The organism is Cellulosimicrobium cellulans (assembly GCF_016907755.1).
GTDB lineage: Bacteria > Actinomycetota > Actinomycetes > Actinomycetales > Cellulomonadaceae > Cellulosimicrobium > Cellulosimicrobium cellulans_D.
In genome coordinates this window covers 2,581,525-2,597,527 of the sequence record NZ_JAFBCN010000001.1, presented here as the reverse complement: position 1 = coordinate 2,597,527, position 16,003 = coordinate 2,581,525, and the positions used below count along the sequence as shown (strand labels likewise).

At 73.1% G+C, this 16,003-nt stretch carries 14 protein-coding genes; 4 read left to right on the top strand and 10 right to left on the bottom strand.

Annotation, left to right across the window (positions count from 1 at the left end; genetic code table 11):
* Positions 1 to 30: 30 nt before the first annotated feature.
* Together JOE63_RS11220 and dxs are read right to left on the bottom strand one after the other, a co-directional pair.
* Complete coding sequence (locus JOE63_RS11220) at positions 31 to 693, bottom strand: HAD family hydrolase (protein ID WP_087471912.1); 663 nt, start codon at positions 691 to 693, stop codon at positions 31 to 33.
* A gap of 66 nt (positions 694 to 759) precedes the next feature.
* Complete coding sequence (dxs, locus tag JOE63_RS11215) at positions 760 to 2,673, bottom strand: 1-deoxy-D-xylulose-5-phosphate synthase (protein ID WP_087471911.1); 1,914 nt, start codon at positions 2,671 to 2,673, stop codon at positions 760 to 762.
* Between the two features lie 203 nt (positions 2,674 to 2,876).
* Between dxs and JOE63_RS11210 the strand changes: the two genes are divergently transcribed.
* Together JOE63_RS11210 and JOE63_RS11205 are read left to right on the top strand one after the other, a co-directional pair.
* On the top strand, positions 2,877 to 4,328 hold the full coding sequence (locus JOE63_RS11210) for a GuaB1 family IMP dehydrogenase-related protein (RefSeq protein ID WP_204541397.1): 1,452 nt from the start codon (positions 2,877 to 2,879) through the stop codon (positions 4,326 to 4,328).
* On the top strand, positions 4,325 to 5,032 hold the full coding sequence (locus JOE63_RS11205) for an NUDIX hydrolase (RefSeq protein ID WP_204541394.1): 708 nt from the start codon (positions 4,325 to 4,327) through the stop codon (positions 5,030 to 5,032). The genes JOE63_RS11210 and JOE63_RS11205 overlap by 4 nt, the downstream gene beginning before the upstream one ends.
* 14 nt (positions 5,033 to 5,046) lie before the next feature.
* On the opposite strand, the gene JOE63_RS11200 is transcribed toward JOE63_RS11205, so the two are convergent.
* From JOE63_RS11200 to JOE63_RS11175, 6 genes are all read right to left on the bottom strand, one after another.
* Complete coding sequence (locus tag JOE63_RS11200) at positions 5,047 to 5,508, bottom strand: DUF1801 domain-containing protein (protein WP_307840036.1); 462 nt, start codon at positions 5,506 to 5,508, stop codon at positions 5,047 to 5,049.
* A gap of 86 nt (positions 5,509 to 5,594) precedes the next feature.
* The gene (locus JOE63_RS11195; RefSeq protein WP_204541388.1) at positions 5,595 to 6,194 is read right to left on the bottom strand and encodes a hypothetical protein; all 600 of its coding nucleotides are present in this window, start codon (positions 6,192 to 6,194) and stop codon (positions 5,595 to 5,597) included.
* An 86-nt stretch (positions 6,195 to 6,280) separates the two neighbouring features.
* Positions 6,281 to 9,031, bottom strand: a complete 2,751-nt coding sequence (acnA, locus tag JOE63_RS11190; RefSeq protein WP_204541385.1) for an aconitate hydratase AcnA — start codon at positions 9,029 to 9,031, stop codon at positions 6,281 to 6,283.
* A gap of 208 nt (positions 9,032 to 9,239) precedes the next feature.
* On the bottom strand, positions 9,240 to 9,491 hold the full coding sequence (locus JOE63_RS11185) for a hypothetical protein (RefSeq protein WP_239576690.1): 252 nt from the start codon (positions 9,489 to 9,491) through the stop codon (positions 9,240 to 9,242).
* 100 nt (positions 9,492 to 9,591) lie between these two features.
* Positions 9,592 to 10,953 carry a class I SAM-dependent RNA methyltransferase gene (locus JOE63_RS11180; RefSeq protein ID WP_307840035.1) on the bottom strand — a complete coding sequence of 454 codons (1,362 nt, stop codon included), beginning with the start codon at positions 10,951 to 10,953 and terminating at the stop codon, positions 9,592 to 9,594.
* A gap of 130 nt (positions 10,954 to 11,083) precedes the next feature.
* On the bottom strand, positions 11,084 to 13,087 hold the full coding sequence (locus tag JOE63_RS11175) for an APC family permease (RefSeq protein ID WP_204541379.1): 2,004 nt from the start codon (positions 13,085 to 13,087) through the stop codon (positions 11,084 to 11,086).
* Positions 13,088 to 13,181: 94 nt separating this feature from the next.
* Between JOE63_RS11175 and JOE63_RS11170 the strand changes: the two genes are divergently transcribed.
* Together JOE63_RS11170 and JOE63_RS11165 are read left to right on the top strand one after the other, a co-directional pair.
* Positions 13,182 to 13,835 carry a potassium channel family protein gene (locus JOE63_RS11170; RefSeq protein ID WP_087472929.1) on the top strand — a complete coding sequence of 218 codons (654 nt, stop codon included), beginning with the start codon at positions 13,182 to 13,184 and terminating at the stop codon, positions 13,833 to 13,835.
* On the top strand, positions 13,835 to 14,563 hold the full coding sequence (locus JOE63_RS11165; RefSeq protein WP_087471904.1) for a potassium channel family protein: 729 nt from the start codon (positions 13,835 to 13,837) through the stop codon (positions 14,561 to 14,563). Before JOE63_RS11170 ends, JOE63_RS11165 begins: the two co-directional genes overlap by 1 nt.
* Before the next feature lie 27 nt (positions 14,564 to 14,590).
* Here JOE63_RS11165 and JOE63_RS11160 read toward each other — a convergent pair whose 3' ends face one another.
* Both JOE63_RS11160 and JOE63_RS11155 read right to left on the bottom strand, forming a co-directional pair.
* A complete protein-coding gene (locus JOE63_RS11160; RefSeq protein ID WP_087471903.1) occupies positions 14,591 to 15,511 on the bottom strand; it encodes a DUF3159 domain-containing protein in 921 nt (306 codons plus the stop codon).
* Positions 15,512 to 15,628: 117 nt separating this feature from the next.
* Positions 15,629 to 16,003 carry an OB-fold nucleic acid binding domain-containing protein gene (locus JOE63_RS11155; RefSeq protein WP_087471902.1) on the bottom strand — a complete coding sequence of 125 codons (375 nt, stop codon included), beginning with the start codon at positions 16,001 to 16,003 and terminating at the stop codon, positions 15,629 to 15,631.

Genomic DNA, 16,003 nt, shown 5'->3' with positions numbered 1-16,003 from the left:
CGGCGCGCCGCTGACAGGACGCGTTGCGCGCTACGGCGCGGTGAGGGCCGTCTCGCGGGCGCGGGCGACGACGTCGTGCACGGTCGGTCCCAGGACGTCCGGCCGCGGACCGTCCGCCCACGCGCGCCCGTGGGAGACCCAGCCGGTGCGAGTGCCGGCGGCCCGGCCCGCGGCGACGTCGGCGTGCGCCGCGTCCCCGACCATCCAGACCTCGGCACGGTCCACGTCGGTCGCGCCGACGCGCTCCAGCGCGATCTCGAGGAGCCGCGGGTCCGGCTTGTCGACGCCCTCCTCGCCGGACACGACGACGGCGTCGACGTGCGCCCCGACCCCGCAGCGGGCGAGCTTGCCGCGCTGCTGCGCGGACGTCCCGTTCGTCACCACGACGACCACGTCGCCGTCGGCGCGCAGCGCGTCGAGCAGGTCGAGCACGCCGTCGTACGCGCGGACGTGGTCGAGGATGCCGGCGCGGAAGCGGTCGACCGCGGCGGGCAGGTCCTCGTCCCAGCCGAGGCGGTCGACGATGACGCGTGCCACCTCCGTCTTCACCGCGAACCCGCCCTGGTCGGCGGCGACGATCGCGGCGAGGTCGGAGGCGTCACGCCCGGCGCGCGCGACGGCGTCGGCCGCCCAGGCGGCGAACGCGTCGTCGCGGCCGACGAGCGTGTTGTCGAGGTCGAGGAGCCAGATCACGCCTGGACCCTAGCCCGGGCGACCCGCGCGGCGCCGAGGCGTCCGCGCCCGGGGCACCCGGGACGGTCAGCCGCGGGCGAGCTCCGCGAGCGCGTCCAGCACGTCGCGCGCGACGTCGGCCGACGTGAGCCGGTACGCCGAGGCCACCTGGTCCCGGGTCGCGTGGTCGAGGAACTGCGCGGGCAACCCGAGGGCGTGCACCGGCGTGCGGACGCCGCCCTCGAGCGAGCGCTGCGCGAGGAGCGCGCCCACGCCGCCGTCGGCGACGCCGTCCTCGACGCTCACGACGAGGTCGTGCTCGCCCGCGAGCTTGACGAGCGCGCTCGGCATCGGCAGGACCCACGTCGGGGACGCGACGGTCACGTCGACGCCGTGGGCCGTGAGCGACTCCGCCGCGTCGAGCGCGACGCGTGCCATGGACCCGGGGCCGACGAGCAGGACCCGGGCGCGCGGCGCCGCGCCCTGCGGGACGGTCGTCGGCGCCTCGCCCGGCACGGCGAGCAGGTCCACGCCGTCCACGGCGTCGACGGCGGGCAACGGGTCCCCGAGCGCCCCCTTGGGGTAGCGCACGACCGTCGGTGCGTCGTCGACGTCCACGGCCTCGCGCAGCGCCGTCCGCAGCGTCTCCTCGTCGCGCGGCGCGGCGAGCCGCAGGCCGGGCACGATGCGCAGCATCGCCATGTCCCACATGCCGTTGTGGCTCGCGCCGTCGTCGCCCGTGATGCCGGCGCGGTCGAGCACGAACGTCACGCCGGCCTTGTGCAGGGCGACGTCCATGAGGACCTGGTCGAACGCGCGGTTGAGGAACGTCGCGTAGACGGCGACGACGGGGTGCAGGCCCGCGAACGCCATGCCCGCGGCGGAGGTGGCCGCGTGCTGCTCGGCGATCCCGACGTCGAACGTGCGCTCGGGGAACGCCTGCGCGAACGGCTTGAGCCCTACGGGCTCGAGCATCGCCGCGGTGATCGCGACGACGTCGGACCGGCGCCGCCCGATCTGCACGATCTCGTCCGCGAAGACGCTCGTCCAGCCGAAGCGCGACGGCGCGACCGGCAGACCGGTCTCGGGGTGGATCTTCCCGACGGCGTGGAAGCGGTCGGCGACGTCCTGCTCTGCGGGCGTGTACCCGCGACCCTTCTCGGTGATCGTGTGCACGATCACGGGCGCGCCGTACGCCTTGGCCCGGCGCAGCGCGTGCTCCATGGCCTCGACGTCGTGCCCGTCGACCGGGCCGACGTACTTGATGCCGAGGTCCTCGAACATCCCCTGCGGGGCGACGACGTCCTTGAGGCCCTTCTTCAGGCCGTGCAGCCACTCGTAGGCGAAACGACCCGGCGCGCCGGACCGGTTGAGCGTGCGCTTGCCCCACTGCAGGAAGCTCTCGTAGCCGTGCGTGGTGCGCAGCGTCGACAGGTGGTGCGCGAGCCCGCCGATGGTCGGCGAGTAGGAGCGGCCGTTGTCGTTGACGACGACGACGAGGCGCCGGTCCTGGCTCTCGGCGATGTTGTTCAGCGCCTCCCAGGCCATGCCGCCCGTGAGGGCGCCGTCGCCGATGACCGCGACGACGTGCCGGTCGGTGAGGCCGCGCACGACGTTCGCCTTCGCGATGCCGTCGCCCCAGGAGAGCGCGGTCGACGCGTGCGAGTTCTCGACGACGTCGTGGTCGGACTCGGCGCGCGACGGGTAGCCGGACAGGCCGCCCTGCTTGCGCAGCGCCGAGAAGTCCTGGCGACCCGTGAGGAGCTTGTGCACGTAGGACTGGTGGCCCGTGTCGAACACGAACGTGTCGGTCGGCGACGAGAACACGCGGTGCATCGCGATCGTGAGCTCGACGACCCCGAGGTTCGGACCGAGGTGCCCGCCGGTGCGCGAGACCGAGTCGACGAGGAACGCACGGATCTCGCCGGCGAGCTCCCGCGCCTGCTCGAGGGTCAGCCGTTGCACGTCCTCGGGCGAGGTGATCGTGCCAAGCAGGCTCATGCAGATGCTCCGTTCCGTTCCCGTGCGACCAGCCCGACAACTCTAGGCCGTCCGGGCAGGTGACCTGCGCAGCGGTGCGCGGGGCGACGGGACCTTCACGTCATTGACGCACACTCCGGCGCCGGACGCACGGACCACCCGGGCGTGGAAGGTCACTTCCGCCCTGCGGACATCGGAGGGGCGCGACCTCGTAGGATGGGGGCATGCGCTTCCTGCCCGGACAGACCCCTGCGACCGACCTCACGTACGGCGACGTCTTCCTCGTGCCGTCGCGTTCCGAGGTCGCCTCGCGCTTCGACGTCGACCTCTCCTCCGCGGACGGGACGGGGACCACGATCCCCGTCGTCGTCGCGAACATGACCGCCGTCGCGGGCCGCCGCATGGCGGAGACGGTCTCGCGCCGCGGCGGCGTCGCGATCATCCCGCAGGACGTGCCGACCGACGTCGTCGCCGACGTGGTCGCCGACGTGAAGTCCAAGGACCCCGTCATCGAGACGCCCGTGGTCGTCGGCCCGCACGACACGGTCCACACGGCTCTCACCCTCATCGGCAAGCGCTCGCACGGCGCCGCGGTGGTCGTGGACGACGGGCGGCCCGTGGGCGTGGTCACGGAGGCCGACTGCGCCGACGTCGACCGCTTCACCCAGGTCCACCAGGTCATGACGACCGACCCCCTGGTGCTCGACGCGTCCGTCCTCGACGGCGGCCGCTCCGGGCTCGAGGCGGCCTACGACCAGCTCCACACCGCGCGCCTCAAGGTCGCGCCCGTGACGCGCGACGGGGCCCTCGTCGGCGTCCTCACGCGCAAGGGCGCGCTGCGCTCGTCCGTCTACGCGCCCGCGCTCGACGCAGCGGGCCGCCTGCGTGTCGGCGCCGCGGTCGGGATCAACGGCGACGTCGCCGCCAAGGCCAAGGAGCTCCTGGCGGCCGGCGTCGACGTGCTCGTCGTCGACACGGCGCACGGCCACCAGGCCAAGATGCTCCAGGCGCTCGACGCCGTCCGCTCGGTCGGCCCCGACGTCCCCGTGGTCGCGGGCAACGTCGTGACCGCAGACGGTGTGCGCGACCTCGTCGCCGCGGGCGCCGACATCGTCAAGGTGGGCGTCGGCCCGGGCGCGATGTGCACGACCCGCATGATGACGGCCGTCGGGCGACCGCAGTTCTCCGCCGTCCTCGAGTGCGCCGCCGCGGCGCGCGAGCTCGGCAAGCACGTCTGGGCCGACGGCGGCGTGCGCCACCCCCGCGACGTCGCCCTCGCGCTCGCCGCGGGCGCCTCCCAGGTGATGATCGGCTCGTGGTTCGCGGGCACGTACGAGTCGCCCGGCGACCTGCACGACGACGGCACCGGCCGGCTCTACAAGGAGAGCTTCGGCATGGCGTCGGCGCGGGCCGTGGCCGCGCGCACCGCGGGCGGCTCGCCGTTCGACCGCGCGCGCAAGGCGCTCTACGAGGAGGGCATCAGCTCGGGGCGTATGTTCCTCGACCCGCAGCGCCCGGGCGTCGAGGACCTCCTCGACCAGATCACGTCGGGGCTGCGCAGCTCCGCGACCTACGCGGGCGCGTCGAGCCTCGCGGAGTTCGCCGACCGCGCCGTCGTCGGGATCCAGTCCGCCGCGGGCTACGAGGAGGGCCGCCCGCTCCCGGTGAGCTGGTGACCACGGACCCGGCGGCCCAGCGCGGGCCCGCGCGCGAGCAGCTCGCCGCGCTCGCGCGTGACGGCGGCGCCTGGCCCGAGCCGTGGCGGCACGCGGTCGGCTCCCTGCGCGACGACGCCCGCGGGGCCGCCGTGCTCCTGCTGTTCGGCGCGCTCGACCGTGTCCCCGCCGCGCACGCGGCCGCCTCGGTGCCGCGCGACCTCGACGTGCTCCTCCTCGCGCGTGCCGCGACGCTCGGCCACCACCCCGGCCAGGTCGCCTTCCCCGGAGGGCGGCTCGAGCCCGAGGACGGTGGGCCGGTCGGTGCCGCGCTGCGCGAGGCCGAGGAGGAGACGGGGCTCGAGCCCGACGGCGTCGACGTGCTCGGCACGCTCGGCGAGCTGCCCGTGCCGGTGAGCAACCACCTCGTGACGCCGGTCCTCGCGTGGTGGTCGCGCCCGACGCCCGTCCGCGCGGTCGACGCCGCCGAGTCCGCGCACGTCTTCCGCGTCCCCGTCGCCGACCTCCTCGATCCCGCACGACGTCGCACGGTGACGGTCCGGCGCGACCGCCGGGTGCACAAGAGCCCCGGGTTCCTCGTCGAGGCGGACGGGCGCGAGCACCTCGTCTGGGGGTTCACCGGGGGCATCCTCGACGCGCTCTTCGACCGGCTCGGCTGGACGGAGCCGTGGGACCGGACCCGGACGCTCGACGCCCCGCTCTGAGCCGTCCGCGTGCGTCAGGTGGAGGAGTCCTGCCCCGGCGAACCGGAGAGACGCCGGCCGAACTCGGGGTCCTCCGTGAGGGTCGCGTACGAGCGGCGCACGATCTCCTCGAGCACGCCGAGGTCGACGGCGTCGAGGTCCTTGACGTGGACACAGCCCTTGCCGACCGTGTGCGGTCCGAGGTGCTCCAGCAGTGCGGCGTGGACGTCGACCCCGTCCATGACGTACACGGTCGTCGCCGCCTTGCGCGGTGAGAATCCCGCCGCCGCCATGTCGCCCTCGCGACCGCTCGCGTACCGGTAGTGGTAGGTGCCGAACCCGACGATCGACGGCCCCCACATCCGGGCCGGCTCGCCCGTCACCCGCTCCATGATCGCCACGAGCCGCTCGGCGTCCCGTCGCCGGACCGCGTCCCCCACGCTCGCGACGAACTCGTGGACGTCCGCTTCGGTCGCCCGGGTCTTGTTCTCCACCACGGGACCAGTGTGGCGCCAACAGGAGCCCATGGCGACCCCCACCGGCATCGCGACGTCCGACCACCGCGTCGTCGCGGCTGCCGCCGTCAGTGTTGTGGCGGCAGGATGAACACCGTCTCGTACGAGTGGACCACGCCGTTCACATCACCCACGCTCGTGATCGTGTACGGGCTGAGGTTCAGCGCGTCGCCCTCGAAGAGCGGCGTCAGGTACGCCTCGTTCTTCGGGTCGACCGAGTGCACGCTTCCTCGGCGAACGGCGTTCAGCGCCTCGTAGGCGTAGGGGCCGAGGCAGAGTCGCTCGACGATCGCATCCCGATGGTCGCCGGCCGCCACCACGTACGACGCGAGAGTGCCGTCGGCCGCATAGCTCACCGTCCCGTTCGCGCCCTCTCTCGGCCCGAGGTCGACCATGTTCTCGTACATGCCGACGTCGAGCGGCATGCCGTTGAGGACGTCCCCGCTCGTGGGTCCGCACTCCGGCGTCGTCGCAGGAGCGGGCGCTGCGCTCGGCGTCGTGGCGGGAGTGGGCGCGGCGCTGGGCGTCGACCCGACGCTCGGCTGCGTCGAGACAGGAGCTTCGGCAACATCATCCGGCGCCGGTGCCGGTGCCGTGCAGCCGGTGAGCGCGGCGCCGGTGAGCATGGCGACGAGCGCTGCAGCGGCCGCGCCTGTACGTCTCAGCATCGGCGCAGGCTATCGAGCATCCTGCCGATCATGCCAGCGCCCCGCCCGGCTGGAGCCGGGCGGGGCGCTGTACGTGAACTGGTGAACTAGACGAGCGAGCGCAGCACGTACTGCAGGATGCCGCCGTTGCGGTAGTAGTCCGCCTCGCCCGGGGTGTCGATGCGCACGACCGCGTCGAACTCGACGCTCGTGCCGTCGCCCTTCGTCGCGGTGACCTTGACCGTCGACGGCGTGGAGCCGTCGTTCAGCGCCGTGATCCCGGCGATGTCGAACGTCTCGGTGCCGTCGAGGCCGAGCGACCCGGCGTTCTCGCCCGCCGGGAACTGCAGCGGCAGGACCCCCATGCCGATGAGGTTCGAGCGGTGGATGCGCTCGAAGCTCTCCGTGATGACCGCCTTGACGCCCAGGAGCGCCGTGCCCTTGGCCGCCCAGTCGCGCGACGAGCCGGAGCCGTACTCCTTGCCGCCCAGGATGACGAGCGGCGTGCCCTGCGCGGCGTAGTCCTGCGCGGCGTCGTAGATCGTGTCCTGCGCGTCCTTCACGAAGTTGAAGGTGTAGCCACCCTCGACGTTCTCGAGGAGCTGGTTGCGCAGGCGGATGTTCGCGAACGTGCCGCGGATCATGACCTCGTGGTTCCCGCGGCGCGAGCCGTAGGAGTTGAAGTCGCGACGCGCGACGCCGTGCTCGGCGAGATACTTCCCGGCCGGCGAGTCCACCTTGATGGCGCCCGCGGGGCTGATGTGGTCGGTCGTGACCGAGTCGCCCAGCTTCGCCAGGACGCGCGCACCGGAGATGTCCGCGACCGGGGACGGCTCCATGCCCATGCCCTCGAAGTACGGGGGCTTGCGCACGTAGGTCGACTCGGCGTCCCACGCGAACGTGTCGCCCTCGGGCGTCTCGAGCGCACGCCACCGGTCGTCGCCGGTGAAGACGTCCGCGTAGTCCTTGGTGAACATGTCGCGGTCGATCGACGCGTCGATGGTCGCCTGGACCTCGTCCGGCGTGGGCCAGATGTCGCGCAGGAAGATCGGGTGGCCCGCCTCGTCACGACCCAGCGGGTCGTGGTCGAAGTCGAACTCCATGGTACCGGCGAGCGCGTAGGCGATGACCAGCGGCGGCGACGCGAGGTAGTTCATCTTCACGTCGGGGTTGATGCGGCCCTCGAAGTTGCGGTTGCCGGACAGGACCGACACCACGGCGAGGTCGTGCTCGTTGACCGCCTCGGAGATCTTCTCGTCGAGCGGGCCCGAGTTGCCGATGCACGTCGCGCAGCCGTAGCCCACGAGGTGGAAGCCGAGCTTCTCGAGGTACGGCCACAGGCCGGCCTTCTCGTAGTAGTTCGTCACGACCTGGGAGCCCGGGGCCATCGAGGTCTTGACCCACGGCTTGGCCTCGAGGCCCTTCTCGACCGCCTTCTTCGCGAGGAGCGCGGCGGCGAGCATGACCGACGGGTTGGACGTGTTGGTGCAGCTCGTGATCGACGCGATCGCGACGGCGCCGTGGAACAGCTCGAACGACGCGCCGTCCGTGTCCGTCACGCTCACGGTCTTGCGGCCGTTGGGCGTGATCGCGGGCGAGTCGGACGCCGGGAACGACTCCTTCTCCGCCTCGTCGACGAGGTCGCGGACCTCGGGCGCGTAGGTGGGCAGGTCGCGCTCGAACGCCGACTTCGCGTTCGACAGCTCGATGCGGTCCTGCGGGCGCTTCGGCCCGGCGATCGACGGGACGACCGTCGAGAGGTCGAGCTCGAGGTACTCGGAGAACACCGGCTCGACGTAGCTGTCGGAGGCGGGGTCGAGCCACAGGCCCTGCTCCTTGGCGTACGCCTCGACGAGCGCGAGCTGCTCGTCGCTGCGGCCCGTGAGGCGCAGGTAGTCGATCGTCACGCCGTCGATCGGGAAGATCGCGGCCGTCGAGCCGAACTCGGGGCTCATGTTGCCGATCGTGGCGCGGTTCGCGAGCGGCACCTGGGCCACGCCCGCGCCGTAGAACTCGACGAACTTCCCGACGACGCCGTGCTGGCGCAGCATCTGGGTGATGGTGAGCACGACGTCGGTCGCGGTGACGCCCGCGGGGATCGAGCCGTTGAGCTTGAAGCCGACGACGCGAGGGATGAGCATCGACACGGGCTGGCCGAGCATGGCCGCCTCGGCCTCGATGCCGCCGACGCCCCAGCCGAGCACGCCGAGGCCGTTGACCATCGTCGTGTGCGAGTCGGTACCGACGCACGTGTCGGGGTACGCGCGCAGGGTGCCACCCACCTCGCGCGTCATGATCGTGCGCGCCAGGAACTCGATGTTGACCTGGTGCACGATGCCGGTGCCCGGGGGGACGACCTTGAAGTCGTCGAACGCCGTCTGGCCCCAGCGCAGGAACTGGTAGCGCTCGTGGTTGCGCTGGTACTCGAACTCGACGTTGCGCTCGAACGCGTCCGAGCGGCCCGCGACGTCGATCTGCACGGAGTGGTCGATGACCATCTCGGCCGGCGCGAGCGGGTTGATGCGGGACGGGTCGCCGCCGAGCTCCGCGACGGCCTCGCGCATGGTCGCGAGGTCGACGACGCAGGGCACGCCCGTGAAGTCCTGCATGATCACGCGCGCGGGCGTGAACTGGATCTCGGTGTCGGGCTGCGCGTCCGGGTCCCAGGACGCGAGCGCGCGCACGTGGTCGGCCGTGATGTTGGCACCGTCCTCCGTGCGCAGGAGGTTCTCGGCAAGGATCTTCAGGCTGTACGGGAGGCGCTCGACACCCTCGACGGCGGACAGGCGGAAGATCTCGTACGAGTTCTCACCGACCTCCAGCGTTCCCTTCGACCCGAACGTGTCGACGCTGCTCACTCGTAGCTCCTTCGTGGCGAGACGGTGGCACGGATGCCATGGTTCAGGGGGCTTCGCCCAGCCTACGCCGGGCTGGCGCGCCGCTCAGGCCGGGTCCGGAGGACCGCCCTGGCGGTGGTCGGCGGCTCGTCCACGACCCGCTGCGACCTGCACCGCGACCAGCATACCCCATATATCTTGACGTCAAGATATATGGCCGTCCGGACCGTCAGAGGTCGCAGTCGCACAGCAGGTTGAGCTCGACGACCTGCTCCCCCTCGGCGGGGCGCGCCCACGCCTCCGCCTCGGCGCGCGACGCGAAGGTCCGCCCGGCGAGCCGTCCGTTCGGCAGCAGGACGCCGACGCCGACGACGTCACGCACGTCGTCGGCCACGGGGAACGCCTGGTCCGCCGCCGTCACCGTCCCGCTCGCCGCGGTCCCGTCCCTCGTGGTCCCGCTCGTCGTGCTGGTGCTCGTCACGTCCTCACCGTCCCGCTCGTCCGACCGTCTCCCCCATCGTCCTCCCGGCACGCGCCGGGGCGCACCCGGGTTCGCGCAAGGCCGAGCGCGCCCGCGGGCGTCAACGCGTGAGGACGGCGACCGCCTCGACGTGGTGCGTCATCGGGAAGAGGTCGAACGCCCGCAGGGACGACAGCCCGTAGCCGTGACCCGCGAGGTAGGAGACGTCGCGCGCGAGCGCCGCGGGGTCGCACGCGACGTACACGACCCGGGACGGCTGCCGGGAGGCGATCGCCTCGACCACGGCGCGGCCGGCACCGACGCGGGGCGGGTCGAGCACGACGACGTCCGCACCGGTCGGGTCGGCGGCGAGCACCTGCTCGACGGGGCCGTGGTGCAGTTCCACCCGGTCGAGCCCGTGCGCGTTGCGGCGCGCGTCGCGCACGGCCCGCTCGTCGCCCTCCACCGCGACCACCGAGCCGGCCGCCCCGACGGCCGCCGCCAGGGGCGTGGTGAACAGCCCGGCACCGGAGTAGAGGTCGAGCACGCGCGCGCCGTCGACATCCCCCACGCCGTCGAGCACCGCGCGCGCCAGCGTGGCCGGCGCCTCGCGGTGCACCTGCCAGAACCCGCCCGCCGCGACCCGGTACTCGTGCTGCCGGTCGCCGAGCACGACGCGCTCGGTCACGCTGCGGCGCGCGTTGGGGCGCTGGTCGGGCGAGCCCGACCGCCACGGCTCGCCGTCCACGAGGAGGACCGGCGCCGAGCCGACGGGCGCGACGAGCTCGATCCGCGTGCCCGGCCGCCAGGTGCGCGTGAAGACCTTCTCGCGCACCGCGAGGTCTGCGACGTCCTCGGTGGCGAGCGGCATGCCGTCCAGCGCGACGACGTCGTGCGACCGGAAGCGGTGCATGCCCGCACGGCCCGTGCCGTCGGCGACGAGGTCCACGCGCGTCCGGTAGCCGAGCCCGCCGCGCTCGGCGTCGCCCGGCAGACCCTCGACCTCTACCTGAAGGTCAAGGTCGTCGAGGTCGACCTTCCCGAGCCGGCTGAGCTGCTCGGCCAGCACGTCCCGCTTCCAGCGACGCTGCGCGGCGAGCGCGACGTGCGCGAGCTCGCCGCCGCCGACGCCCCCGGGACCGGCCTCCGGCCACACGGACGGGACCCGGTCGGGCGACGCCTCGCGGATCTCGACGGCGTCCGCACGCCAGAACTTCGCGGCGTCCCCGCCCTCCGTGACACGGGCGCGCACCCGCTCCCCGGGCAGGGTGTGCCGCACGAAGACGACGCGCCCGTCGTACCGTGCGACGCAGTGGCCGCCGTGCGCGACCGGGCCGACCTCGAGCTCGACCTCGACCTCAGGTCGAGGGTCGACGCGGGCGGACTGACGGGTCGGGCGTCCGCCCTGGCGGCGGGTCGTGCGGCGCCCACCACGTGCGGCGCGACGGTCCGCGAAGGGGTCGGACGGTCGGTCGGAGGGCACGGCGGGACCACGCGAGGAGGACGGCATCCCTCTAGTATCCCGGACACGGCCCGGCCCACCCGCCGTGGGCGTGAGAAGGGCCTGGTTCCGACCCGGAACCAGGCCCTTCTCACGCCACGAGGACTGCCGATCAGTACCCCGTGAAGCGCTGGCGGAACCCCTCGCCCTCGAGGCCGGTCTGCCCCTCGGTCGAGGAGAGCTGCCACGGCACCGACGCCACGACGACGCCCGGCGTGAAGAGCAGGCGGCCCTTGAGCCGCAGCGCGCTCTGGTTGTGCAGGAGCTGCTCCCACCAGTGGCCCACGACGTACTCGGGGATGTAGACGACCACGAGGTCGCGCGGGGACTCGCGGCGGACCGAGCGCACGTACGACAGCACCGGGCGCGTGATCTCACGGAAGGGCGAGTCCAGGACGCGGAGCGGGACAGGGAGGTCGAGCGCCTCCCACTGCCGCATGAGGTCCTCGACGTCCTCGGAGTCCACGCCGACCGTGACGGCCTCCAGGACGGACGGGCGCGACGCGCGCGCGTACGCGAGCGCCCGCATCGTCGGCCGGTGGATCTTGGACACGAGGACGATCGCGTGCACGCGGCTGGGCAGGGCGCGGGCCGCGGCGGCCTCGTCGCCGAGCGCGAGCTCGTCGCGCACCCTGTCGTAGTGCTTGCGGATCGACTTCATGAGCACGAAGACGAGCGCCATCGCGAGGATCGCGATCCAGGCGCCGTGCGTGAACTTCGTGATGAGGACGATGACGAGCACCGTCCCGGTCATCGCCAGGCCCACCGCGTTGACCACGCGCGAGCGCCGCATGCGCGACCGCTCGCGGGGCTGGTGCTCGGTGCGCAACGCCCGCGTCCAGTGCCGCACCATGCCGAGCTGGGACAGCGTGAACGACACGAACACGCCCACGATGTAGAGCTGGATGAGGCGCGTGACCTCCGCGTCGAACGCCCAGATGAGCACGATCGCGGCCACGGCGAGCGTGACGATGCCGTTGGAGAACGCGAGCCGGTCGCCGCGCGTGTGGAGCTGGCGCGGCAGGTAGCCGTCCTTCGCGAGGATCGAGCCGAGGACCGGGAACCCGTTGAACGCGGTGTTCGCGGCGAGCACGAGGATGAGCCCCGTCACCGCTGACACCACGTAGAAGAGCACGGGCGCCCCGCTGAACACGGTCTCGGCGAGCTGCCCGATCACCGGGTGCTGCACGTAGTCCACGGGCAGCGGTTGCCCGTTCAGCGAGAGCTGCGTGTGCGGGTCCTCGGCGTAGTGCACTCCGGTCGCGCGCGCGAGGAAGAGGATCGACATCATCATCACGGCCGAGATGCCGCCCAGCAGGGCGAGCGTCGTGGCGGCGTTGCGCGACTTGGGCTTGCGGAACGCCGGGACGCCGTTGCTGATGGCCTCGACACCGGTGAGGGCGGCGCAGCCGGACGCGAACGCCCGCGCCACGAGGAAGGCGCCCGCGATGCCCATGAGTCCCTGGTCGAACCCGCTCTGCGCCGTGAGCTCGAACTCCGCGCTCTCCGCCGGGCCGAGGTTGCCGGTCACGTACTGGAAGAACCCGACGACCGCCGTCGTGCCGATGGCGAGCATGAAGAGGTAGACCGGGATCGCGAAGAACGTCCCCGACTCCTTGACCCCGCGCAGGTTGACGAGGGTGAGGACGACGACGAGCCCGATGGCGAACGCGGCCTCGTGGTCGCGCAGCGCCGGGATCGCGCTGGCCGCGTACTGCGCCCCCGAGGAGATCGAGACCGCGACCGTGAGCACGTAGTCGACCATGAGCGCCGACGCGACGCCGACGCCCGCCGACGGACCCAGGTTGACCGTGGCGACCTCGTAGTCGCCGCCGCCCGACGGGTAGGCGCGCACGTTCTGGCGGTACGACGCGACGACCGTCAGCAGCACGACCACGACCGCGAGGCCCACCCACGGCGAGATCATCGTCGCGCTGAGGCCCGCGAGAGCGAGCGTCAGGAGGATCTCGTCCGGGGCGTACGCGACCGACGACAGGGCGTCGGACGCGAACACGGGCAGGGCCACACGCTTGGGGAGCAGCGTGTGCCCCAGGTGCTCGCTGCGGACAGGCCGCCCGAGCAGCAGCCGCTTCGCGGCATCAGCGATCTCCGACACGAGGCCTCATGCTATGCCCGACGGCGCCCGGTCGCGCTGGTGCGCGCCCGGCGGCCCCGCGAGCGGTAGCGTTCGGTGCGTGCACTTCGTCATCATGGGATGCGGCCGCGTCGGCGCGACGCTCGCCCAGTCGCTCGAGTCGAGCGGCCACTCGGTCGCCGTCGTCGACCAGAACCCCGACGCGTTCCGGCGCCTCCCGGCCGAGTTCACCGGCAAGAAGGTGACCGGGGTCGGCTTCGACCGCGACACGCTCGTGCAGGCCGGCATCGAGGAGGCCTACGCGTTCGCCGCGGTCTCCGACGGCGACAACTCGAACATCCTGTCCGCGCGCGTCGTGCGGGAGACGTTCGGCGTCGAGAAGGTCGTGGCGCGGATCTACGACCCCCAGCGCGCGGAGATCTACCAGCGCCTCGGCATCCCCACGGTCGCGACCGTGCGCTGGACCGCCGACCAGGTGCTGCGCCGCATGCTCCCGTTCGGCGCGACCGACGAGTACCGCGACCCGTCGGGCCGCGTGCGTCTCGCGCAGGTCGACTTCCACCCCGACTGGGTCGGGCGCACCGTCCGCGCCATCGAGGACGCCACGGGCGCACGCGTGGCGTTCGTCAGCCGCTTCGGCGACGGTGTCCTCGTCACCGACCGCACCGTCCTGCAGGAGAACGACGTGCTCCACGTGCTCATGGACGACGAGCAGGCCGCCGTCGTCGAACGCAAGCTCACCCACGCGCCGAAGGTCGAGGCCGAGTGATGCGCGTCGTCATCGCGGGAGCGGGCTCGGTCGGCCGCTCGATCGCCCGCGAGCTCCTCAGCCACGACCACGAGGTCATGCTCATCGACAAGCAGCCGGCAGCCATGCGGGTCGCCCAGGTCGCGGAGGCGGACTGGCTGCTCGCCGACGCGTGCGAGCTCTCGACGCTCGCCGAGGCCAAGGTCGACGAGTGCGACGTCATCGTGGCGGCGACGGGCGACGACAAGGTGAACCTCGTCGTGTCGCTGCTCGCCAAGACCGAGTTCGGGGTGCCGCGCACGGTCGCGCGCGTGAACAACCCGAAGAACGAGTGGATGTTCGACGAGTCGTGGGGCGTGGACGTCGCCGTCTCGACGCCGCGCATCATGACCGCGATGGTCGAGGAGGCCGTCGCCGTCGGCGACCTCGTCCGCATCTTCACGTTCCACCAGTCCGGCGCGGACATCCTCGAGGTCACCCTGCCGCCGACCTCCCCGCTCGTCGGCCACCGCGTCGGCGAGGTGAGCTGGCCCGCGGACACGGTCCTCGCGGCGATCGTCCGCGGCACGCGCCCGATCGCGCCCAGCCAGGACGACACGCTCGAGGCCGGGGACGAGCTCCTGCTCGTCACGGGCGACGAGTCGGACGAGGGTGCTCTCGCCCGGCTCCTCGCCGGGACGCCCGAGGCGGAGCCGACCGCGTCGGACGCGCCCGTCGAGGCGCCCGAGGCGGGCGACGGCGTCCTCTGACGGGGCTCGTCCCGGCGTCCGCCCGGACTACGCCGTCGGCTGCGGCGCTGCCGCGCCGTGCGGGCGGCGGACCAGGATCCACGTGAGCCACAGGACGAGCGCCCACAGCGGGATGCCCATGACGAGGCGTGCGGTGCCCAGCCAGCCGACGTCGCCGTCGAGGTAGAGCGGGACCTGGACCGCGAGCCGGGCGGCGAACAGCCCGATCCAGAGCCACGTCGCGGCGGTGTACCGGCGCATCAGCGTGCGGTCGGACCGCCAGGTGCGCGCCCAGCGGGCGAACGCGCCGGGCGCGGCGGCGTCCGCGTCGCCAGGCGTCGCGGCCGCCGCGGGCTGCTCGGCCGAGGCGTCCGCGGCGTCGACCGCGTCCGGGTACGGGTCCGCCGTCGTCCCGGCCGACCCCGACGCGGCACCCGCGCCGAAGCCGCTGCGGAAGCCCTCGACCACGAGTCCGACGAGCGGCCAGCGGGCCAGGACCGAGACGAGGAGAGCGACGAGGTACGCGGCGTTGGTCCACAGGCCCCACGCGAAGTAGTCCTGCGCCTCGCCCGACCGCCACGCCCAGATCACGCCGATGCCGACGCCCAGGAGACCGCCGAACGCCTGGGTCACCGGAGTGCGCTGGATCAGCCGCGCCGCGACCGCGACGAGCGCCGCCGCGACCGAGGTCACGAGGGCCCACTGCAGGTTCGTCGTGGCCACGTAGACGACGACGAAGACGAGGCCCGGGGCGACCGACTCGACGAGCCCGCGCACTCCCCCGATGGCGTCCGCCACGGAGAAGTCCTGCCCGGCGAGCGCGCGGACCCCGCGGGCGCGACCGTCCTCGGGCGCGGCGACGTCGTCGACGACGGTCTCCGCGACCTCCGCGTCGTGCGCGAGACCCTCCGGGGCGTGCCCGGGACGCCCGTCCACGGGGCCGCCGCTCGCGTCGCTGCTGCTCGTCATCTCGTGGCGTCCTCGGTGGCTCGGGGTCGGTCGGTCACGGTCCGGGCGCGTGGCCCGGGTCGGCCGCTGCACGTCCGCAGGATCGTACGGCACCGCCGCGTGTCGGCGGGAGCGAGGTCACTCCCCCGGCTTGGCGAGGAGCTCGTAGCGCGGGTTGAAGATCGTGCGGCGCCCGTCGACGTCGCACACCAGGCCCTCGACGAGGGCGCGGCGACCGGGCTCGATCCCCGCGATGCGACGACGCCCGAGCCACACGAGGTCCACGACGCCGGAGCCGTCGAACAGCTCGACCTCGACCGTCGGGACGCCCTCGCGCGGACGCAGCACGACCGACCGCAGGACGCCGGAGATCTTGGCCCGACGCCGGTTGGGCAGCTCGGACACGGCACGGCAGCCCTTCTGCCGCGCCGCCTCGGAGCGCTCCTCGTCGGCGGCGAGCTCCTCCTGGGAGGCGAGGGCCGTGCGCCAGGCGTCCCGCAGGGTGGGGGCCAT